This is a genomic window from Erythrobacter sp. THAF29 (assembly GCF_009363635.1).
Taxonomy (GTDB): Bacteria; Pseudomonadota; Alphaproteobacteria; order Sphingomonadales; family Sphingomonadaceae; genus Erythrobacter.
This window is the reverse complement of record NZ_CP045392.1, coordinates 890,669-914,112: the sequence shown is the minus strand read 5'-3', so window position 1 is coordinate 914,112 and position 23,444 is coordinate 890,669. Positions and strand designations below refer to the sequence as shown.

Below are 23,444 nucleotides of genomic sequence, written 5' to 3'. Positions count from 1 at the left end.
AAACCGATGCCGGGTGCATGAGCGACTCTTTCACATTATCAATAACTTAGCCTTGAGTTAAGGGGGCTGGTTAACACGCTTGAAACCACTTTCGAAAACTGATCTTATCACGGAGCATTGCGGGGGGTGGTGCTTGGTTAGGGTGCCGCACCGTCAAAAAAATAAAACCGGGGCAGCGAGCACGATGGTGCTGCACGCGAGCGGTTCGCGGGCCCTCTAGTCGTGCTTGTTCCACACGCTCGGTGAAAACCGACGGACAAGGACGGCATTGAAATGAAATTCGAAAACGACGCAAACCAAGAGCGCACCGACTCCCTTGCCGGAGATCCGGCAGAGGCCGCCAGCGAGACGGTCGTGAACGCTCAGGGCGAACAGATCGCCCTTCCGCCGGGCGCGTCGCTGGAAGATTTATCGGTCGAGGGGCGCGACCTTGTTATTACATTGGAGGATGGTTCCCGTATCGTCATCCCGGATGGCGCGATCAATGTTCCCCAAATTCTGATAGACGGCGTCGTCGTCCCGCCGCAGACCGTAGCTGCACTGCTGCTTGGTAACGAACCCGAACCCGCCGCCGGTGCTCCGCAAAGCTCCGGCGGTAATTTTGCCGACGATGAAGGCGCGATCCAGGATGCTTTCGATATCGGCGATCTCCTGCCGTTCACCCAGCTCGCCTTTCCCGAAGATCAGGAAGAGGAAATCATTCCGGCATCCGACGAAGAGCCGGAAGTGGTCATTGAAACGCCGGAGAACCCCGGAGGCGTTCCCGACGCGACCGTCACAGTCAGTGAAGACGGGCTGCCCGAACGAGGCGACGGCGAGGTCGGAGAACCCGAAGGCACGCAGTCCGAATCCGATAGCGAATCCACGGGTGGCACAATCGTCTTCGATTCGCCCGATGGCCTGCGCGCAATCCTGATCAATGGCCAGGAAATCACCGGCCCCGGCCAGACTTTCACCTCGCCGCTCGGCACGCTCACGATCACCAGCATCGACCTTGAGACGGGCGAAGTCGGCTTCACCTACACTCTCGAAGACAACACCACCGGCGAGGACATCACTGACTTCTTCGAGGTTACCGTTATCGATGCGGACGGGGACGAAGCAACCGCCACGCTCACCGTCAACATCGAAGACGATGCACCGGTCGCATCCGACGATATCGGCATTGTTCCTTCCGGTTCACACGACGCGATCACAGGCGATGTGCTCGTAAACGACGTGCCGGGAGCCGATGGCTACGACACCGATGGCGCCGTTCAGGGCTTTTCCAACGAAAGCGGTTCTGCCGAACCGGGCGAAACGCTTCAGGGCCAATACGGCACACTCACGCTGAATGCCGACGGCACCTACACCTATGTCCGCGACATCAACACGCCGGGCGGGGTCGAAGAAAGCTTCGAATACACGATCGCCGATGGCGACGGCAGCACCTCTACCGCAATTCTTACGATCCAGATCGAAGATGCTCCAGGGATCATCACGACAGTTCCGCGCGTCGGTGACGGTACTCTGGTTGCCGAAGCCGGCCTTCCACCTCGTGAAGACGGAACGGTGGGCAGCGGAGAGATCGCGGACGACGATGCAAACAATAACAGCGACACATCGGAAACGACCGGCGCGGTCATCGAATTCAACTCACCCGATGGAATCGAAAGTGTCTCGCTAAACGGCGTCGAGCTCGATCCCGACGGTTTGCCGCAGACCGTCATCGACGATAGCACCGGCACGCTCATCGTGACGGGCTTCACCTTTGACCCGGTCACCGGCGACGGCACGATCACCTACGAGTTCACGCTTGGCGACAATACCGATGGCGACGACAACACGGTCGAAGTCGATATTCGCGTCGAAGATCTGGACGGTGACGTCGCCGAAGACACCCTGATCATCGCTATCGAGGACGACGAGCCCGAAGCGACCGACGACAGCGCGGCTCCCGAGGGTGAAGACACGCCAGTCACGATCGACGTTTTCGCCAACGATACGCCGGGTGCAGACGGTGTTACCGACGAAGAAATTGCACTGGTCGATGGAACTCTGAGCGGTGCCGGCAGCGTCGTCTACAATGGCGATGGCACCTTCACCTACACGCCAGAGCCGGGCGAGGAAGGCACCGTCACATTCGACTATACCATCACGGATGGCGATGGAGACGAGTCGACCGCGACGGTGACGATCGAGCTTGCTCCGGATTCGACACCCGAAATCGCAGCCGAAGGCGAGGATACGGTTGATGAAGCCGGCCTTCCCGCGCGCGGCGACGAGCCTGCCGGTTCCGACGAAGCCAGCGACAGTGAATTCACCACCGGTGTGATCGCAATCGACACAGGCAACGACACCATCGGCTCGCTCGTCATCAACGGCGAAGACGTAACCAATGGCGGCACCGTCACGACCTCGAAGGGCGTGCTTACCGTAACACCTGTCGTGGGCGGGTACGAATACAGCTACGAGCTCACCGACAACACGCTCACCGATCCCGATAGCGACAGTTTCGATGTCACAATCACCGACGGCGATGGCGACACTGCGTCGACCAGCATCACTATAGAGATCGCTGACGACACGCCCACTGCCGTGGATGACACTGCGACGCAGATCCAAGAGGACGCGCCGGTTACCGTCGATGCCTTCGCCAACGATACGCCGGGTGCGGACGGGGTTGCGCTCGACCAAATCGCATTGGTTGATGGCACTCTGAGCGGAACCGGCAGCGTTGCCTATAACGGTGACGGCACCTTTACTTACACACCTGGTCCAGGCGAAGAAGGCACGGTAACGTTCGACTACACGATCACCGATGGCGACGGGGATACCTCGACCGCAACCGTGACGATCGAGCTGCAACCCGATTCCACGCCCGAGATCTCCGCCGAAGGCGAGGACACGGTCGACGAGGCCGGTCTGCCTGCGCGCGGCACCGAACCGGCCGGTTCGGACGAGGCGAGCGACAGCGAGTTCACCAGCGGCGTGATCTCGATCAACACCGGCAACGACACGATCGGCTCGCTCGTCATCAATGGCGAGGATGTAACCGGTGGCGGCACCGTTACGACCGCAAAGGGCGTGCTCACTGTCACACTCAGCAACGGTGTCTACGAATACACCTACGAGCTCACCGACAACACGCTCTCCGATCCCGACAGCGACAGCTTCGATATTTCGGTCACCGACAACGACGGAGACACCGCTTCGACCACTATCGTCATTGCTATCGCAGACGACGCGCCGGATGCAGACGACGACTCAAACTCGATTGCAGCGGGCGAATTCGGCCCGGTCGGTGGCAATGTGCTGGATAATGATACTCTGGGCGCAGATGGCGCGGGTGTCACATCTTATGTCGGCGCCAATGGCTCGGGTACTGCAGGTGAGACTGTGCAGGGGATGTACGGCTCACTCACGATCGCGGACGACGGCACTTACACTTACACCCGAGATCCGGGCACGCCGGGGGGTGTTACCGATACATTCACCTACACAATCACCGATGGCGACGGCGACACCGCGACCGCCGACCTTGTGATCGCCATAGCCGATGCGCCGACGACGCTGGACTTGCCCGTGGCGGGGGAAGCGGGAACGGTCGTGGATGAAGCGGGTCTCGACGGTCCGCCGGCTGGTTCGGATGCAGGTTCGGACAGCGAGACGACGGCGGGCTCATTCACTTTCACCGCGCCCGACGCTCCGGGAATTGTAACGATTGATGGCGTCGAAGTGACAGGAGTCGGCCAGACTTTCACCGGCTCTTCCGGTACGCTCGAGATCACCGGAATCACGAACGGATCGATCAGCTATACCTATACGCTGGGCACGAACACCTCGGGCGATGACACGTCGGACAGCTTCACAATCCGGGTGACGGACGCGGATGGTGATTTCAGCGAAGACGATCTCGAAATCGCGATTATTGACGACGTGCCTGCTGCATCAGCCGATGCGGACAGCGTGACGGAGGACGGTCCGCTGGTGGCCGACGGGAATGTCCTGACCGGCTCGGGCGGTACGGATGCCAATGCGACGGACGGCGCAGCCGACACGCCTGGTGCGGACGGTGCCGAAGTCACCGGGGTCGCATTCGGCGATACCGGCAGCGATGTGAGCGGCAATGTCGGGACCGGCGTTACCGGTGCCTATGGCTCGCTCCAGATCGATGCAAACGGCGACTACACCTACACGCTCGATAACGGCAACGAGACCGTCCAGGGCCTCGATGCGAGCGAGACGCTCACCGAAACCTTCACCTACACCATCACCGATGGCGACGGCGACACCGCGACCACCACGGTCACGATCACGATCAACGGCGCGGACGATCCGGTGGTCATCACCGGGCTCGACGGCGCCGATGCTGAAGCCACGTTCGATGAAGACGATCTTGCCGATGGCTCCTCGCCCGATGCCGGTGCGCTGACCCAGACCGGCAGCTTCGACATTGCCAGCCAGGACGGGCTGCAAACGCTCACCGTGGGCGGGGTTACCGTGTTCGATGCGGACAACCCGATCACCACTCCGGTGACGATCGACGATCCGGTCTACGGCCTGCTCACGATCACCGATGTGACCACCACCACCGATGCAAACGGTGATGTCGTCTCGGCGACCGTCTCCTACAGCTACGAGCTGCAGGACAACTCGCTGCTCCATTCCGGAGCCGATGACGGCTCTTTCACCGACAGCTTCGACGTGGTCGCAACCGACACCGACGGCTCCAGCGACACCGCATCGCTCGACATCACCATCATCGACGATACGCCAGAGGCTACGGACAACAGCGCCGATGTCGCGGAGGGCGACTCCGTGACCGGAAATGTCCTGACCGACGATGACGGCAGCGGGGTCGATGTGCCCGGCGCCGACGGCCTCGGTTCGCCGACCGGCATAGTCGAGATCACGAGCGTCGGCGAAGGCACGTCGCAGACAACCGTTAATGGCGATGGCGACCTCGTCATCACCACAGCTCTTGGCACGCTTACCGTCGATGCGGTTACGGGCGAGTATTCATACGAGTCCGCTGCGAACTCGACCAATGCCGATACGACCGATGTGTTCACCTACACCATTGTCGATGGCGACGGGGATACCTCGACCGCCAACCTTACGATCAACATCACCAATGCGCCGGGCGAGGTCTCGGATAACGATGTGAGCGTCAACGAAGCGGGTCTTGCCGACGGCAGTGATCCCACCTCGGACAGCGAGATCGACACAGACGGCCAGATCACCGTGGTCGGCTCGACCGGCACGCTGGTCTATACCCTGCTTTCGCCTGCCGACGGCACTTACGGCACGCTCGTGCTCGACAGCGCGACGGGCGAATACACCTACACGCTCGACACGCCCTTCACCGATACGGTTGATGAGAACGGCACCAACACCGTTAGTGGCGCGGAGAGCTTCGACTACGAAGTGCGCGATACGCTCGGCAATTTGATCGGCACCGGCTCGATCGAAGTCAGCATCATCGACGACATTCCGACCGCGACCGACCAGCCGGCGGCTTCGGTGGCCGAAGACGCCGCCGGGACCATCGGCGGCAATGTTGTCACCGACGGAACACCAGACACCGATGGCGCGGACGGCGCAACGGTGACTGCGATTACTATCGATGGTGCCACAACGGTTGTCCCGCAGGATGGAAGCGATGCGACGGTCATCACCGCCAACGGCACCTACAAGATCGACATGGACGGGAACTGGAGCTTCGATCCGAACCCCAACCTCGATCAGAGCGGCGGCGATATCGACGCCTCCTTCACCTACACCCTCACCGATGGCGATGGCGACTTCGACACCGCCGACCAGCCGATCACCATCACCGACGGTGCAGGCCCGACGGCAGGTCCGGACATTTCGCTCGGCCTCGACGATGCAAACCTTGCCGACGGATCGAACCCGGCAGGCGATGATTTCGACAGCGACACGATCGTCTTCACGCCGGGCTCGGACGACATCGCCTCGATCGTGTTCGGCGATACAAGCGGCCTTGACGGCGGCCTCACGTGGACGCGGGTCAACGACAACCAGATCATCGGCGAAGACGGTGGACGCCTCGTGGTGACGCTCGATCTCGCGGTCGCCGGTGACACTGCCACCGTTACCGCGACGCTCAACGACAATTACGACGATCACCCGGACGCGCTCAGCGACGATCTCGCGGATCTCGGCGATGTCGACGTGGTTGCAACCGATGGCGACGGCGACACCGCAAGCTCGACCGTCAGCATTGCAGTTTCCGACGATCTTCCGAGCATCAGCGCCAGCGATCCGGCAGCCGACGCACTCACCGTCGACGAAACAGATCTCTCGACCGACGCGACAGCCGATTTCTCGACGCTGTTCACCTCGTCGTTCGGCGCCGACAATCCGGGTACGCCGATCAGCTATGCATTGGACGTAAACGCCGGATCGACTGGCTTGGTCGATACCGCGACTGACGAGGCTGTTGTCCTCGTACTCAATGGCGGTGTGGTCGAAGGGCGCACCGCAACCACCGACGAACTTGTCTTCACTGTTTCGGTTGATAGCGCGGGCGCGGTCACACTCGATCAGCAGCGCGCCGTGAAGCAAGCCGACGACATGGACGACAACGATGCGGCGACACTCGATGGGGCCAACCTTGTCACGCTGACTGCGACGATCGTCGACAGCGACGGGGACACCGCCACCGCAACCGCCAATATCGCTGGTGCGCTCACCTTCCTCGACGATGGTCCTTCGCTCGCAAACGTCGCGCTTGGAAGTTCGGTCAGCGTCGATGAGAGCGGCGGCCTCACCCAGAGCGCCACTTCGGCGGCCTCGATCCTCAGCTTCGTCGCCGATTTCGGCGAAGACGGCGCGGCCAGCACGACATTCGCGCTGACCGTAACCGACACCAATAGCGGCGTCGTGACCGCCGACGGCGATTTCCCAATTACGCTAGTCCAGACCAGCGCGACGGTGATCACCGGCACGTTCAACAATGGATCGGGCGACCAGACCGCTTTCACGGTCGAGATCAATCCCGATGGCACGGTAACGCTGAACCAGATCGTACCGCTCGAACACCTAGTCGACGGCGACAACAGCGCTCTCGAACACGACGACTTCCTCACTCTCGATGGAAAGATCGAGGCTTCGGTCACAATCGAGGACGGCGACGGCGATACCGAAACCGCCAGCGTCGCGGTTGGCGCCGCGCTCGCCTTCTTCGATGATGGCCCGTCCGCTGCGCTTTCGGGCGTCAATGACGGTCTCACCGTCAGCGACACCGATTTCGGCACCGACGATAGCGATGACTTCGCGGACAACTTCACCTTCAGCGGCGGTGAAGACGGCATCGCAAGCACCGGCTTCGCGCTTTCGGTCACCGACGGATCGAATTCCGGTCTGATCGACACCGACACTGGCAACAGCGTCTTCCTGTTCCTCGAAGGAGGCGCAGTTGTTGGCCGCGAAGGCACGGATGCTACCGATGCGGCGACGGGCGACGAGGTATTCCGCGTCACCGTCGATGGCAGCGGCAGCGTCAAGCTCGACCAGAGCCGCGCCGTCGATCACGATCTCAGCACCGGCAGCGACGGCAGCACCGTTTCGCTGGCATCGGATGGCCTAGTCCAGCTCATCGGCACGGTCACCGACAATGACGGCGACACCGCCAGCGCCGCGCTCGACATCGGATCGAACCTGTCCTTCACCGACGACGTTCCTGCGCTCAGCAATGTAACGCTCGGAACGGGCGTAGATGTCGACGAGAGCGATGCTGGATCGCCTGCAGGCTTCCCGATCAGCGACACCTCCACGGGCTCGGTGATCGGTTTCAATGCCGACTTCGGAAACGATGGTGATGGTGGCACCGCATTCACGCTTTCGGTCGACGATGCGGCAAGCGGACTTGCGACCGCCAATGGCGATTTCCCGATCACGCTGGTCCAGACCAGTGCGACGCTGATCACCGGCACTTACGATGACGGGACCGGGCCGCAGACGGCCTTCACGGTCGAGATCAATCCCGATGGTACGGTTACGCTGACGCAGAATGTCGCGCTCGAGCACACGGTCGATGGTGACAACAGCGCGGGCGAGCACGACGATGCGCTCACTCTGGATGGGAAGATCAGCGCCACCGTCACCATCACCGATGGAGACACCGACACCGATAGCGGGACTGTCGCGATCGGCGGTGCGCTCACCTTCCTGGACGATGGGCCTTCCGTTAGCGCAGTCACAAATGCGGCGGCCGCCGTCGAGATCGACGAAACCGATCTCGCCGCAGGTGCAGGAATTATCGATCTCGGCACCTTTACACAGGGCGCCGATCCCGACGTTGCGGCTGGCCCAACTCTTGTTGGCACCACCAGCACCGGCAATATTCTGACCGTGACCGCCGATTTCGGCGCGGACGGTGATGCGGCAGGCGGCGGCCTCGAATACAAGCTCGAGGTCGGAAACCCGAACACCGGCCTCTTCACGACCGATGGAACGCTGATCCAGATCATCTCGGTCAGCGACACGGTTGTCGTCGGCGTGATCTCGGGAACGAACGAATCCGCGTTCGCCTTCGAGATCGACCCCACGACGGGCGAGATCACTGTCGAGCAGTACATGAGCCTGCGTCACTTCGATGGCAGCGATGCGAACGATCCCGTCCAGCTGGCTGCAGGTTCGCTCAACGCAGTCGTGACGGCTACCGACGATGACGGCGACACCGCCGAAACCACCGCGGTGGATTTGTCATCGGTTATCACCTTCTTCGACGATGCTCCGACCATCAGCGCGGCAAGCGACCCGAACGCCGTTGCGGAAGTCGACGAAACCGATCTCGCCGCAGGTGCCGGGACGATCGATCTCGACACCTTCACGCAGGGCAGCGACCCCGACGTGTCGACCGACCCAACGGTAGTCAGCGCTACGACTGGCGGGAACGCCCTGTCGGTTACCTCCGATCTGGGTGCGGACGGATCGGTCGACGGGCTCGAATATTCGCTCGTGGTTACCAACCCGAACACCGGGCTTTTCACCACCGACGGCACGCTGATCCAGATGATCTCAGTCAGCGAAACAGTCGTCGTTGGCGTGATCTCGGGTACAAACGAATCTGCATTTGCCTTCGAGATCGACCCGGACACGGGCGAGGTCACGCTCGAGCAGTATATGAGCGTGCGCAACTTCGATGCCAGCGATCCGAACGATCCTGTGCAGCTCGCAGCAGGTTCGCTTGCCGTCTCGCTCTCGGCAACCGATGGCGACGGCGACGCGGCCGGAACGACGGCCGACATCAGCGCGAACTTCTCCTTCTTCGACGATGCACCGGCGATCACTTCGCCGATCGCTGACGAGCAGGTCCTGAATGATGCCGATGCGGCGCCGCTTGTCGGTGAGCTCAACTTCGATGCGGGTGCGGACGGTCCGGGTGCCGTCACAACGATCGATGCGGACGTGACCGGCCTGACCGCGGGTGGAGAGCCGCTTGCCACCTCGCAAAGCGGCAACGTCCTTACCGCCTATGTCGACAACGACAACAGCGGCACGCTGAACGCGGGCGATCTCGAAGTGTTCACCATCACGGTCGACCCGGCCGCAGGCACCTCGGGCGAATACACGTTCGATCTGCTCGTTCCGCTCGATCCCGTAATCAGCGCGATCGATATCGGCACCGATGGCGCATTCGGAGTCGGTCCGAGCCAGAGTGTCATCGTCTCGCAAACCAGCACTGGCGACGATCTAGTCTTCGTCACCGGATGGGAGCCAGTCGGCAATGGGGGCCTCTTCACCAGCGGCGAGCTGACCGACTGGCTTTCGGGGGCAAACCCCGATCTCAGCCAGCGCAGCGATGTGAATGGATCCAGCGCAGGCTTCGGGCTTGGCAACAACAACCTCAATGCCGGCGAGTTCATGCGGTTCGATTTCGGCCCGTTGGACGATTACGACGGGGCCGGATCGTACTCCCCGCCAGGTGGCACGGATCTGCTCAACGCGGCCTACGCCACCTTCTCGGTCAGCAATTTCGGGAACGGCGACGTCGTGCACTTCGTCGCGCATTACAGCGACGGCACGACCGAGAGCTTCACGCTGACTGGCACCGGAGGCAATTCGACCGAAACCGTGACCATCACGGCACCGGCAGGGCAAACGCTCAGCTTTGTCGACGTTTACCAGGAGTCGGGACAGGTCAAACTCGATCTCGACGAGGTCGGTACGATCGAAAACTCGATCGATGTCGACATACCGGTGTCGCTCACGCTCACCGACGGAGATGGTGATCCCGTATCCGACGATTTCGTTATCAACATCTTCGACGATGCGCCCGATGCAGTCGATGACGTCGCAAATACGACGGTGGTCGACCAGGACATCAACGCGGCCTTCGTGCTCGATTTCAGCGGGTCGGTCGACGATTCGGAACTCAACCTGCAGTTGAACGCAGTGAAAGATGCCGCATTCGAGCTGTTCGAGAACACGACCGGCTCGGTGACGATCACCCTGATCACATTCTCCGCGACGTCGAACCTTGAGGGCGAGTTCACCGATTTCGCATCGTTTGCCGCCGCCATCGACGGGCTCAACAACGAGCTGGGTGGGTCGCGCACATTCAGAAGTGCGACCGATTTCACCGATGCTATCAGCGAGGTACTGACCGAATTCACCCCGGATCCGAACGCCAACAACCAGGTCTTCTTCCTGAGCGACGGCAATCCGAACCAACAGACCGGTACAGGCGGCAATTCGCTGACGGATAGCGTGGCTGCGCAGTGGCAGACCTTTATCGATGACAATGACATCAACGTCACCGCCATCGGCGTCGGAAACGGTATCAATGAAGATCGCCTGCGCGATGTCGATCTCGACGGTGCAGGCGACCCGATACTCGCAGAGAATTTCGAAGACTTGGTCGAAACCCTGATCGAGGCTGTAACGCCGCCAATCAGCGGCTCGGTGCTGGACAACGATACGGCAGCGACGAACGGGATCGCGGTTCAATCGATCACGGTCGATGGCATCACCTACGTGTTCGATGGTGTGAATACCATCACTCCGTCCGCCGGCTCACCGATCACGGGAACATCCTTTACGGTAACGACCGGGTTCGGCGGTGAACTGACCTTCGATTTCTCGGATGGCAGCTACATCTATGAACCTCCGGCGGTGGCTGTGCCGGAGGTGGAGAACTTCCAGTACACCGTGGTCGATGCAGATGGAGACACGGATTCGGCAGTTCTTCGGATCGATATCGCTGCCGTCACCGAGGCGACGAACTTCGCCAAGAACGATGTCGTCATCACCAATAGCGGCTCGACCGTTTCAATCGATGACGACTGGCTGTTGTCGAACGATGAAGCCGGCACGACCATAACCGGCGTTGGTTCGGCAAGCGATGGCACAGTCGCGCGTTCGGGCGGCATAACGACGTTCACCGACACGGGCGATGCCGGTGGCAGCTTCGTCTATTCCGCCACGCACGGATCGGACGATGACAACGCCTTCGTCACGGTAAATCGTGAACAGGCTGGAGAAACCATTCTCGATGGGACCAGCGGGAACGACATCCTTGTCGGCCGCGATGGCGCGAACGATGTTATCGACGGCGGCGAAGGTGCCGACATCATGTTTGGCGGAACCGGCAGCGACGACTTCCGCATCGCCGATGGCGATGCCACGGTCACGATTTCGGGCTCGGGCGATGCAGGAGAAATCTCTGGCTTCGACACGATCGTCGATTTCGATACAGCGGTGGATGATCTCGATTTCACCGATAGCGGCACCCGGATCGTGGCTTCGGATACCTCCGGGACGGACGGTACGAATTCGACCCTTACGGTCGGCGGCCAGACGATCAAATCGCATGCGATCCAAGATGGCATCATCACCTTCAGCACGTCCGACAGCTTCTCGAGCGCGCTGACGCTGACGACCGAGGCCGATCTCGCCGCCGCGGTCCAATACATCCAGTCGCTCGGAAATTCGGATGATATCGGGGAGAACCGGGTTGTCGCTTTTGTGGTCGGCAACGACACCTACATTTACAACCAGGACCGCCCGAACATTAACGTGAACGAGGACTCGCTGGTCAAGCTCGAAGGCGTGATCATCACCGACCTCACAACGCTCGTGACATCGGCGATCATGCCGATCGTGCTCGACCTTGACGGAGACGGTGCGGAATTCGTCGGCCTCGATGCGGGCGTCACGTACGATTATGACGGCGACGGCATCGGCGAAGCGACTGCATGGGTCGGCGGCGACGATGCCATTCTCGCCTTCGACGCCAATGGCGATGGCACCGTCACCGACGCTTCGGAGTTCGTCTTCGGTAATGATGCGATGACCGACCTTGAAGCGGTTGCCGCGCGGTTCGACAGCAATCGCGACGGGGTGCTCGACGCCTCCGACGATGCATTCGCCGACTTCGGCGTCTGGCAGGACGCGAACCAGAACGGCATCGCGGATTCCGGCGAGTTCGTAAGCCTCGTCGACGCCGGGATCACCGCAATCACGCTCGTATCGGACGGGGAAATCAGCGAAGCGGCGGGCGGCGATGTCACAGTCTTCGGCACTTCGACCTTCACTTGGTCCGACGGCAGCACGGGCGAAGTGGCCGACAGCGCATTCGCGACCGAGCCGGGCAATGACAACGCCTCGGACGGTGGATCGAGCACCGGTTTGCAGCACTTCTCATCGACGCTCGAGGCGTATCGCAGCGACATGCGGATGAGCGAGATGACTCTCGTCGCCGCAATCTCGGGCGCGATCCTCATCGATCAGGCGATTGCCGGCGATGCAGGAATGTCGACCCTCCGGACGGGCACCGTGGGCTACGACCTCGTGGCGTTCGACGGTGAGCTGGACGCGACCGCACCGCAGGCATTCTTCGCAGGCGAGGCGCCGTCAGAGCTGTTGCATGCCGAATTCGACTTCGGCGTGGATGTGGGTTCGATCGAATGGAGCGGCCTCTCGGGCGAAAGCGCGATTGCCTCGTCTTCCGAGATGATTATCGGCCTTCAGGACAGGCCCATGGAGCTCGAGCCTTACGGTAGCGACGAGGCGGGCTTCGAGGCACCGGCCATGTCGGCCTTCTTCGATGGCCCGGCATCGGGCGTCGACCAGGCGATGGAGGCGTTGCTCGCCATCGAGCCGGGCGCAGATGCACTGGCGGCAGGCGCTTCCGGCGATCCGATGGTGGACGTCATCGCAGCCGATGCGAATGCCGTCATCGCCGAGATCACGATGGACGCGGCGCTCGAACAGATGATCGAGGGCCTGACCGGGCCAGCCGAGGCCGCAGGCTACCTGACGGCAAAGGCGGGGACCATCGACACCGGCCTGCTGGACCAGATGATCGACAACGCCGCTCACTCCATCGGTCCGATGGCGCCAATGGATGCGCCGCTCGATGAAGCCGCCGCAAGCACGGTAACAGCCTGATTTTAATCAAGAGCCCTTGGGGAATGCACATGAAGACTACCTTGATTAGCGCGTTAACCATAACTGGCATCGCGATGCCTGCCGCCCTTTCGGCGCAGGACGTGAGCTCCGATCTCTCGACCAGCGATATCGATGCATTGGAGGGCGCGATCCAGATGCGGTACGATGCCGCGCTGGCCGCGACCCGCGATAGCAGTGTGATTTCGGCCAACGATCCGCGCTACATCTGGGCGACCGAGGCCAAAGCGCAGTGTGCGATCGCGCTCGGATATCTCAAGTCGGATACGCGCGACGAACCAAGCATCTCGAAATGCGACCGCGCGTACCGCCTCATGACGGTGGTGCCGACCCCTCCGCCGCCTCCGGCACCGCCTGCTCCGCCCACGCCCCCTCGCTCTGAGGTGTGTGACGATCGCCAGCCCGGCATCGTGTTTTTCGAATTCGATTCCGAAACACCAGGCAGCGGCGCGGGCGAGACTATCCGCTTCCTCGCCGATAACGCCCAGAGGTGTGGCTGGAGCTCGTTCACCGTCGTCGGACACACCGACCGAGCGGGCAGCAACGCCTACAATGAAAGCCTCTCTATGCGCCGCGCAATGGCGGTAGCCGACCTGATGGCCAATCTCGGCATCAATCGCAGCCAGATGCGCGTCCGCGCGGAAGGCGAATCCAACCCGCGTGTCCCGACCGCCGATGGCATTCGCAGCCCGGAAAATCGCCGGGTCGAAGTCACGGTTGTCATGTGAGTTTGGGGAAAGACCAATGAAAAAATACGCTATTCCAGCCTTCGCCGCAGCCCTGCTCGCAACCGCCTCTCCGGCCGTCTACGCGCAGGAAAGCGAGGATGTCGTCTCGATGCAGGCGGCGATCGACGCAGCCATGCGCTCGAACCCCGAGATCCTTCAGGCGCAATACAACAAGGAAGGTATCCAGTTCGAACGCAAGCAAGCGCAGGGCCTTTACGGTCCGCGTGTCGATTTCGAAGCTTCGGCGGGTATCCGGCGGCTCGAAAACACGACCCGCCGCAATCTCGGCATCGCCAATAACGAACTCTACCCAATCGAAGCCGGGATCACGGGCGAATGGACCGTGATCGACTTCGGTCGTCGCCGCGGCGAACTGCTCCGCCAGGCAGCTCGCGTAGATGGCGCATCGCTGCGTGTGCTCGAACGCTCGGAATTCATCGCGCTTCAGGTTTCGCGGCAATATCTCGACGTCCTGCTGCAACAGCGCGTGCAGGCCGCCGCTACCGACAATCGCCGCTTCCACGAGTTGCTGGTCGGCGATCTTTCGCAAGGTGTCAGCCAGGGCTCGATCAGCATCGCCGACCAGCAGCAGGCCGAAGAGCGGCTTCAGGCGGCCATCGTTCGCGAGGAAGAGGCACGGCGCGCCTTCAACGATGCGCAGATCACGCTTCGCGCGCTGACCGGGCTCGATATCTTTGCCGGGAACATGCCGCCCGACCTCATGGCGCAGATGCCCGGCTCGCTCGAAATGGCGATCGGCCAATCGCGCACCCGCAATCCGCTGGTCCGCGAGGCACAAGCCGATGTCGACGCCGCGAATGCCTTGGTGAAGGCAGCGGAGGCCGATATCTACCCGACCATCGGGCTCGAAGTGCGCGGGCGGATCGGTGAGGATATCGATGGGTTCGCAGGCGAGACCAATGACGTGCAAGGTCGCGTCGTGCTCCGCTGGAACGTCTTCGACAGCGGCATCCGCAAAGCCCGCGTGCAGGAAGAAATCCGCAAGGCCTCGATGGCCCGCTACGCGCTCCACCAGCGCCAGCGCGAAGCAGAGCAAGATGTGCGTTCGGCCTGGAATGCTCTCGAGACGCAAGGCCGCGTGGTCGGCGCGCTCGAGCGCCAGTCGAACGTCTCCGACGATCTGCTGCTGTCCTATCGCAGCCAGTTCAATATCGGGCGGCGTTCGCTGCTCGACGTGCTCGATGCGCAGAACACGCGTTTCAATACGCAGGTGCGGCTCGAAACCGCGCGCTTCTCGGAGATGTTCGCGCGCTACCAGATCCTCGCTGCGACCAATACTTTCCTCGATGCGCTCGGCATGACGCCGGGAACAGGCGCAGGCGAGGACGAACGCGGACGCTTCGAATACGGACCGCCAGTCGAGGCCGAAACGCAGCGCCGCGTCTATCCGAAATAGGAGACGCAGCTTTCACGGTGTAACCTATGTCGATGATCGAGGAACCAACTCCGGGCGTAGCCACTGACAGCCTGTCGCGCTGCGTCGCGGAGGTTGCGGCCCGCCTTGCGACGCCGCTTTCGCCTTCGGCGCTCGCCCAGTTGCCAAAGACGGCGGATGGCCGCCTGCCCTGGCATCAGGCGGAAACGGCGCTGGAGCTTGCGGGTGTGCACTTCGATTCGATGCGGACGGCGAGACTGCCGCAGTCGCCGGACATCTATCCCGCTCTCGTAGAGATGGAGGGCGAGCGTTTCGTCTATGTGGTCGAAGCACGCGAAGGTGACCTGCTCGTCTGGAACCCCGATCTCGGCCAAGAGAACTGGGTTCCGCGCGAGGAGATCGCGGACCGCTTCGCCGGACGGCTCTATTCGGTCTTCGCCAATCCCGACGTGCAGCGCGAGGGCGAGGCACCGTGGCATGCGAAGGCACGCGGGCACTGGTTCTGGAGCGAACTGCGCAAGGAGCGCCGATCCTTCTGGCCGGTGATCCTCGCGAGCTTCGTCATCAACATGCTCGCGGTTGCGCTGCCGCTCTTTACGATGAACGTCTACGACCGCGTGATACCAAACAGGGCTAGCGAAACTCTGTGGGTGCTTGCGGTCGGCGTATTGCTTGTTTTCGCACTGGAATTCGCCTTGAGACGCGGGCGTACGGCTGTGCTCGACCAGATTTCCAAGCGGCTTGACCTCAAGTTGTCGCAGAAGATCTTCGGGCGGCTGCTCGCGACACCCCTGCAGGAAAAGCAGGGCCATACCGGGGCCCTGGCCGCGCGGGTTTCCGAATATGCGATCGTCCGCGATTTCTTCGCTTCGACAACCGTGGTTCTGCTGATCGATCTATTGTTCCTGTTCGTATTTGTTGGCGTGATCGCAATCATCGGCGGATGGCTCGCCCTGATACCGCTGGTGATCATCCTTGCGATGATGGCGGCGGGCTTCGTGCTTCAGCGCAAGGTGACCGAGGCCGCACAGGACGCTCAGGCGGATTACGGCCTGCAACAGACGCTGCTGGTGGAATCTCTTGCGGGAATCGAAACCCTGAAAAGCATGGGCGGCGAAGGCGGCACACTCGGCCGCTGGTGTCGGCTTGCCGAAGCAGGCGCGCATTCGCAGGAGCGGCTTCGCAACATCAATTCTGTAGCTGTCGGCCTTGCGCAGACATTCCAGCAGCTCTCGACCGTATCGCTCATTATTGGCGGCTACTACCTCTTCGCCGCGGGCCAGATCACGATGGGCGCGATCATCGCGATCGTGATGCTGGCATCGCGTTCGCTCGCCCCGGCGGGCCAGATCGCCTTCCTGCTTACGCGCGGGCGTCAGGCGACCGAAATGCTGGGCAGTATCGAACGGCTCTTCGAAGCCAGCGACGAGCGCCAGAAGGGCGGCTCACTTGCCCCCGGTTCGATCGCCAGGCCGCTGATCCAGTTCAAGGATGTGCGCTTTTCCTATCCCGAAAGCGGCCAGCCGGCGCTTGACGGGATCAATCTCGAGATCAAGCCGGGGGAGCGGATCGCTGTCATCGGCCGCGTCGCTTCGGGCAAGTCGACGTTCGGACGCGTTCTGTGCGGCCTATATGAGCCGAGCGAAGGCACGATGCTAGTCAACGGTCTGGATGCCGCGCAGCACCGCCCCGACACGCTGCGCGCTTCGCTGCGCTATGTCGGACAGGACGCAGACCTGTTCTCGGGCTCGATCCGCGAGAATATGGCACTGGGCCGCCGCGAGGCGACCGACGACCGCATCCTCGCCGCCCTGCGCGAATCCGGCGCGGACCAATATCTTGCGCGCGACAGCGGCGGGTTCGATCGCAATGTCGGCGAAGGCGGTCGCAGGCTCTCGGGCGGGCAGCGCTCGTTTCTCGCCCTCGCCCGCGCGCTGGTGACGCCGAGCGACCTGTTGTTCCTCGACGAACCCACCGGCGCGATGGACAGCCAGACCGAAAAGCATTTCGTGGAACGTTTGCAGGGCTCTCTGTCCGAAAATCAGACACTGGTGATCGCAACCCACCGCCCCGCATTGTTCACGCTTTGCCAGAGGCTTATCGTCTTCAGCAATGGACGCATCGCGGCGGACGGCCCGATCGAAGAGGTCATGAAGTCCGCCGGAACCAACCTGGGGAGCCTGACGCAATGATCGGCGTGAAGATCCTTGCCTTGCGCACGGCGCTTCTAGGCGCAGCTGCGGCTGTCGCGGCGTCGCCAAGTCTGCCGGTAAAGCAATCGTCCGGCGACACCATCGAAAAACAGCTCGGCACAAAAATGGCCAAGTCGCTAGGCGCGATGTCAACCGGAGCGGACCAGGAACTGCTTCTCGCAGGTTCGACCGCCCAGGCGCGCAATTCACGCATCCCGAAAGTCTTCGGCAAGACCAAGCGGCTTGCCGCCTACGCGCCGATCGCGCCGGGATCGGCGAGCTACGGGACAGCGCTAAAATGCCTGACGCAGGCAGTGTATTACGAGGCTGCGAACGAGCCGCGCACCGGCAAGCACGCCGTCGCGCAGGTGGTACTCAACCGGATGCGCCACCCGGCCTATCCCAACAGCGTGTGCGGGGTAGTCTACCAAGGCGTGAATGCCCGGGTCTGCCAATTCAGCTTCACTTGCGACGGAGCGTTGCTCCGCGCCCCGCTACGCCGCCAATGGGCGGAATCCGAGAGCGTTGCGCGCGAAGCGCTTGCTGGCAAACAGATGGAAGCCGTCGGCACCGCGACGCATTACCACGCCGATTATGTGGTGCCGAAATGGGCATACACGCTTGCAAAGCTCGAAATGATAGGGACGCATATCTTCTACCGCTTCCCGGGCCGCGCGGGAGAACCGCGGGCCTTCGCCGCAACCTGGGCGCGCAGCGAGCGCGTTCCCAAGATCAACTGGGCGCGCTTCTCGGCATCGGGCGACGAACCTGAGGAGTTCGCCCTCGCGGTCGAAGAAACCTGGACGCCGGGCTTGACCGTGGTGCCGAACAAGACCGATCGCCATGCCCCCGCCGACGTCGGAGGCCGGATCGACACCACGAAGCAGTGGCGACTCTCGATCCCCGATCCTGTCGCGAACAAGGGGAGCTATGATGCCGCCGTCGAAGCACAGGCGGCTAGCGAAGCGTTGGCCGAACCAACACCCGTGACGGAGCCAGCGCCGTGACGACGATGACTGAGAGATGGGCCAAACTGGACGCGCCTCGGCGGCTGATCGTCGTGTCGGCCGTAGGGCTCATGGTCCTGTTGCTCTGGGCTGCCTTTGCCGAGGTCGACAGCATTACGCGCGGCACCGGGAAGGTGATCCCTTCGAGCAAGGCGCAGCTCGTCCAGCCGGCGGAGCCTGCCGTGATCGAGGAAATCCTCGTGCGCGGCGGTCAGTCGGTGAAAAAGGGGCAATTGCTCGTCCGCCTCGACGACGCGCAATCGGCATCCGAACTCGGACAACTCCAGACCGAAAACCAGCGCCTCGCCGTCCGCGCCGAGCGCCTGTCTCAGGAGGCATCGGGTGGCTCGCTCGGCTGCGAGGAAGGCAGCCTTTGCGCCGAGGAACGGCGTTTGCAGCAGGCCCGCGTCGCCGCTGCCAATGCGCGCGAGCGCTCGCTTTCAGCCGCCGTCGACCAGCGCCGACGCGACCTTCGCGAAGCCGAGGCGACTGCGTCATCATTGCGAGAAAGCTTGCGCCTTGCACGCGAGCAGGTCTCGATGCTCGAACCGCTCGCGACGCAAGGCATCGTTCCTCGCACCGAATTGCTCTCGGCGCAGCGCGAGGTGACCGACCTTCAGGGCCGCCTCTCCGCCGCGCAACAGGCCGCCGGACGCGCATCGGCGGCAATCCGTCAGGCGCAGGCCGATCTCAATTCCGCGCGACTGGAGTTTCGCGAGCAGGCTCTCAACGAACGCGCCGAAGTCACCACCCGTATGGCGGTGAACGAACAGACCATTCGCGGCGCCGAGGCCCGCCAGCAGCGCAACGAATTGCGCGCGCCATCGGACGGGATCGTCAACGACGTCCAGATCACGACCGAAGGCGGCTTCGTGAATGCGGGCGAGAAGATCATGCAGATCGTGCCTGTGGGCGACAAACTGCTGGTCGAGGCGCGCGTAGCGCCTTCGGACATCGCCTTCATTAAGGTCGGGGACCGTGCCGTGGTGAAGGTCACGGCCTACGACTTCTCGATCTATGGCGGGCTCGACGGCGTGGTCCAGCAAGTCTCCGCCGACAGCATCTTCGACGAGGTCGAGCGCGAGGCCTATTACACAGTTCTGATCGAAACCGACGCTGCCGCGATCGAGCGTGCCGGACAAATACTCCCGATCGTGCCGGGCATGATCTGCGATGTGGAGATCCTGACCGGTCGCCGAACGATCCTGAGCTATCTTCTGAAGCCGGTATCGAAGGCATTCGACCGCGCGCTAACCGAGCGCTGATCTCTCAATATCCGTGGAGCCAGGTGGCGCTGTCGTTGAAGCTCAGCACCGGCACGTAGTCGTGCGAGTAAGCGCCATCGAGCACCTTGTCGGTGGCGTTGTCGAGCACGACAAACCGGTCGCCCAAACGCACGACGAGCAGCGCGTGATCGGCGTTGCGCACCTTGTCGCGCGCGATGGTGAGGAACATGTCGGAGCGCTTGAAGCCCGCCTCGGCCAGCATCTGCATCTTGGTGAGTGCGATGTCTTCGCAGTCACCCTTGCGCAGCGCCACTGTCAGCCCGGCGCCTGCCCAATAATCCGAACGCCCGAACAGCTGGCGATCCTCGACATACTCGATCTCGCGATTGACCCAGCGATTGACCGCTTCGATTGTCATCATCGAGGGTGCAGCATCGCTGCGGACTGCCTTTGCGAGCAGGCCGGGCGCTGTGCGTTTTCCTGCGCGGCGCCATTCCCGGTCGAAATGGGTCTTCGCAATCCGCACCCGCTTCGAGGCGAGGAAGTCTTCAGAACCGAGCGCCTCGAAACGGTCAGCCGGAGTGGCGGCGCTGAGGCTCGAAACTTTGGCTCCGCAATTCGAACCGGGGCGCACGTTGGACGCCGCCGGCTCCAACCGGAAATCCGTCGCCACATCGCCATTCGCCTGGAGCGGCTCGGCCGCAATACTCGCCTGCTGCATCCTGATGCGATCCAGCGCGCTCATCTCTCCGGCAAGGATTGCAGCGCTCTTGCTACCGGAAACGGTCATCGGGCGTGCCGCGGCAATGCTGACTGTCGGAGGCTGAATGGCCGGGCAAGCCATTTCCACTGCGGCCACCGACACCATTGGGTGAACCATGGTCGACGCCACAAGAGCAGTCCCCGCCGAAGCGGAACCCGCGCAGGAAAGCGCTGTTCCGGCAAGCGCAGCGCGCAGCGCAGGAAATGATGGAGACAGACGTGCCATGCACGCCGATCTGCCGAAGCAGCAATAAATTCAGGTTGGCGAAAACGGTGAATGCGAATTAACCGTAACGGGCCGGGGCGGCTGTCACGGTTGCATTTCAAAGTTAACTTGCCAGCGACGAATTCGACCAATCAGGCGTTGCCGTGTTCCTTGCGAGCGATCTCGTGCAGCCAGTCCGCATGGCGCGGCGCCTTCTTCGTCTCGGACCATTCGTCGAGCATCAGTGGGGCGACGCGTTTCAGCTCTGCGTATTGGTCATCGGTGCCGATATCGGCGGCAAGTTCTACGCGGTGGCCATTCGGGTCGAAGAAATAGATCGACTTGAAAATGCCGTGATGCGTCGGACCAAGCACTTCGATCCCTTCGCTTTCGACGTGGCGCTTGGCCGCAAGCAATTCCTCTTCGCTACCGACGCGAAACGCGAGGTGCTGCACCCACGCGGGCGTGTTTTCGTCGCGGCCCATTTCGGGCTGGTTCGGAAGCTCGAAGAAGGCGAGAATGTTACCATTCCCCGCATCGAGGAAGACGTGCATATACGGATCGTATTCGCCGGTCGAGGGCACGTGATCCTCGGCAAACGCGGTGGTGTACTCCATGCCGAGCACACGACCGTACCATTCGACCGTCTCTTTCGCATCCTTGCAACGGTAGGCGGCGTGATGAATGCCGGAGGGTTTTACTGCGCTCATTCGGCCGGCTCTTCTTCGACTTTGAGCGCGCCACGCTTGATCTGGTCGCGCTCCATGCTTTCGAACAACGCCTTGAAGTTGCCCTCGCCAAAGCCTTCATCGCCCTTGCGCTGGATAAACTCGAAGAAGACAGGTCCGATCTGCGCTTCGGCAAAGATTTGCAGCAGCAGGCGCGGCTGTCCGCCCTCCGTCGTTCCGTCGAGCAGGATGCCGCGCATCTTGAGCGCTTCCGTATCTTCGCCATGGCCCGGCAGGCGCTCGTCGAGCATCTCGTAATACGTTTCGGGCGGCGCTGTCATGAAGGGCACGCCGAACTCTTTCAGGCGGTCCCAGCAGGCCACGAGATCGTCGCAGATCAGCGCGATGTGCTGGATACCCTCGCCGTTGAACTCGCGCAGAAACTCTTCGATCTGCCCCTTGCCGCCCTCGCCCTCCTCATTGAGAGGAATGCGGATCTTGCCGTCAGGCGCAGTAAGCGCCTTCGACGTAAGGCCGGTATATTCGCCCTTGATGTCGAAGAAACGGATTTCCTGGAAGTTGAAGAGCGTCTCGTAATAGTCGGCCCAGTACTTCATACGGCCGGTGTAGACGTTGTGCGTGAGGTGATCGATGGTGTGGAAACCTGCACCATCGGGGTACGGATCGACGCCGGGAAGGTAATCGAAATCGATGTCGTATATCGTGAGGCTCTTGCCCTCGGCACCGGCATAGCGATCGACGAGGTAGAGAATTGCCCCGCCGATGCCGCGAATTGCGGGGATGCGCAGTTCCATCGGTCCGGTTTCGACCTGCACCGGCTCCGCGCCAGCTTCGATCAGGTGATCGTAAGCGGCCTTTGCGTCGCGCACGCGGAAAGCCATGCCGCAAGCGGAGGGGCCGTGCTCGCGCGCGAAATACCATGCCGCGCTGCGCGGCTCGTAGTTTGCGATAAGGTTGATGCCGCCCTGGCGCCAAAGGTGGACGTCCTTCGAGCGATGCTTGGCAACGCGGGTGAAGCCCATCGCTTCGAACACAGGTTCGAGCACGCCCTTTTCCGGCGCGCAGAATTCCACGAACTCGAAGCCGTCGAGGCCGGCAGGATTGTCGAACAGGTCTCCGGGGTGCTTGGTCATGGGTCGGGGTCTCACTGCTGGCGCGCCCGCTGTTCCGATGCGAAACCGCTGCGCGCGTGACAAACTGGTTACGATTGAAACTAAATACGCGAAAGCAGGCCTCATTGCAAGCGCCAAGCGAAAGGTGCAGTCTCACCCACAAGGAGAAACGCATGATCAAGACCAAGGGGATCAACCATGTCGCGCTGGTGTGCCGCGACATGAAGGAGACGGTGAAATTTTATACCGAGGTCCTGAACATGCCCCTCTTCAAGACCGTCGAATTGCCAGATGGCGGACAGCACTTCTTCTTCGACTGTGGCGGCGGAGCGAGCGTTGCTTTCTTCTGGTGGAAGGACGGGCCGCCAGCCGCACCCGGCATTGCTTCGGTCAGGAAATTTCCGATGGACGCCAAGACCGCCGTGGGCTCGATGAACCATTTGGCGTTCAACATCGCCGAAGAGGAACTGGAGGCAACGCTTGACCGCTTGAAGGAGGCAGGGGTCGATCACACGCATGCTGTCGTCAATCACGACGACAGTCCTGCGGGAATGTCGAAAGAGATGCATGACGGCGTCTTTGTGCGTTCGGTCTATTTCACCGATCCAAACGGCATCATGCTGGAATTCGCCGCGACCACGAAGCAATTCGGACCGGAAGACATCGCACATGAACCGGCCACAAGCGCCATGCGCGAGGACGCTTGAT

At 61.9% G+C, this 23,444-nt stretch carries 10 protein-coding genes; 7 read left to right on the top strand and 3 right to left on the bottom strand.

The window, feature by feature from the left end; all coding sequences use genetic code 11:
• Window positions 1–273 precede the first annotated feature (273 nt).
• The 6 genes from FIU90_RS04520 to FIU90_RS04495 are packed head-to-tail and all read left to right on the top strand — an operon-like array spanning window position 274 to window position 20,007.
• Complete coding sequence (locus FIU90_RS04520) at window positions 274–13,401, top strand: DUF5801 repeats-in-toxin domain-containing protein (RefSeq protein WP_152433699.1); 13,128 nt, start codon at window positions 274–276, stop codon at window positions 13,399–13,401.
• 29 nt (window positions 13,402–13,430) lie between these two features.
• A complete protein-coding gene (locus FIU90_RS04515; RefSeq protein ID WP_172970178.1) occupies window positions 13,431–14,147 on the top strand; it encodes an OmpA family protein in 717 nt (238 codons plus the stop codon).
• Window positions 14,148–14,163: 16 nt separating this feature from the next.
• A complete protein-coding gene (locus FIU90_RS04510) occupies window positions 14,164–15,564 on the top strand; it encodes a TolC family protein (protein ID WP_172970177.1) in 1,401 nt (466 codons plus the stop codon).
• 32 nt (window positions 15,565–15,596) lie between these two features.
• The gene (locus FIU90_RS04505; protein ID WP_172970176.1) at window positions 15,597–17,735 is read left to right on the top strand and encodes a type I secretion system permease/ATPase; all 2,139 of its coding nucleotides are present in this window, start codon (window positions 15,597–15,599) and stop codon (window positions 17,733–17,735) included.
• Window positions 17,732–18,742 carry a cell wall hydrolase gene (locus FIU90_RS04500; protein WP_152433696.1) on the top strand — a complete coding sequence of 337 codons (1,011 nt, stop codon included), beginning with the start codon at window positions 17,732–17,734 and terminating at the stop codon, window positions 18,740–18,742. Before FIU90_RS04505 ends, FIU90_RS04500 begins: the two co-directional genes overlap by 4 nt.
• Window positions 18,743–18,747: 5 nt before the next feature.
• Window positions 18,748–20,007: an HlyD family type I secretion periplasmic adaptor subunit gene (locus FIU90_RS04495; RefSeq protein WP_152433695.1), complete on the top strand. Its 1,260-nt coding sequence runs from the start codon at window positions 18,748–18,750 to the stop codon at window positions 20,005–20,007.
• Window positions 20,008–20,011: 4 nt separating this feature from the next.
• Here the strand turns inward: FIU90_RS04495 and FIU90_RS04490 are convergent, their stop codons facing one another.
• From FIU90_RS04490 to hppD, 3 genes are all read right to left on the bottom strand, one after another.
• Window positions 20,012–20,848, bottom strand: coding sequence for a transglutaminase-like cysteine peptidase (locus FIU90_RS04490; RefSeq protein WP_234029627.1), 837 nt, complete (start codon window positions 20,846–20,848; stop codon window positions 20,012–20,014).
• 239 nt (window positions 20,849–21,087) lie between these two features.
• Complete coding sequence (locus FIU90_RS04485; protein ID WP_152433694.1) at window positions 21,088–21,645, bottom strand: VOC family protein; 558 nt, start codon at window positions 21,643–21,645, stop codon at window positions 21,088–21,090.
• A complete protein-coding gene (gene hppD / locus FIU90_RS04480) occupies window positions 21,642–22,757 on the bottom strand; it encodes a 4-hydroxyphenylpyruvate dioxygenase (RefSeq protein WP_152433693.1) in 1,116 nt (371 codons plus the stop codon). Before hppD ends, FIU90_RS04485 begins: the two co-directional genes overlap by 4 nt.
• A 152-nt stretch (window positions 22,758–22,909) precedes the next feature.
• Between hppD and FIU90_RS04475 the strand changes: the two genes are divergently transcribed.
• Window positions 22,910–23,443, top strand: a complete 534-nt coding sequence (locus FIU90_RS04475; protein ID WP_152433692.1) for a VOC family protein — start codon at window positions 22,910–22,912, stop codon at window positions 23,441–23,443.
• The last annotated feature ends 1 nt before the right edge of the window (window position 23,444 follow it).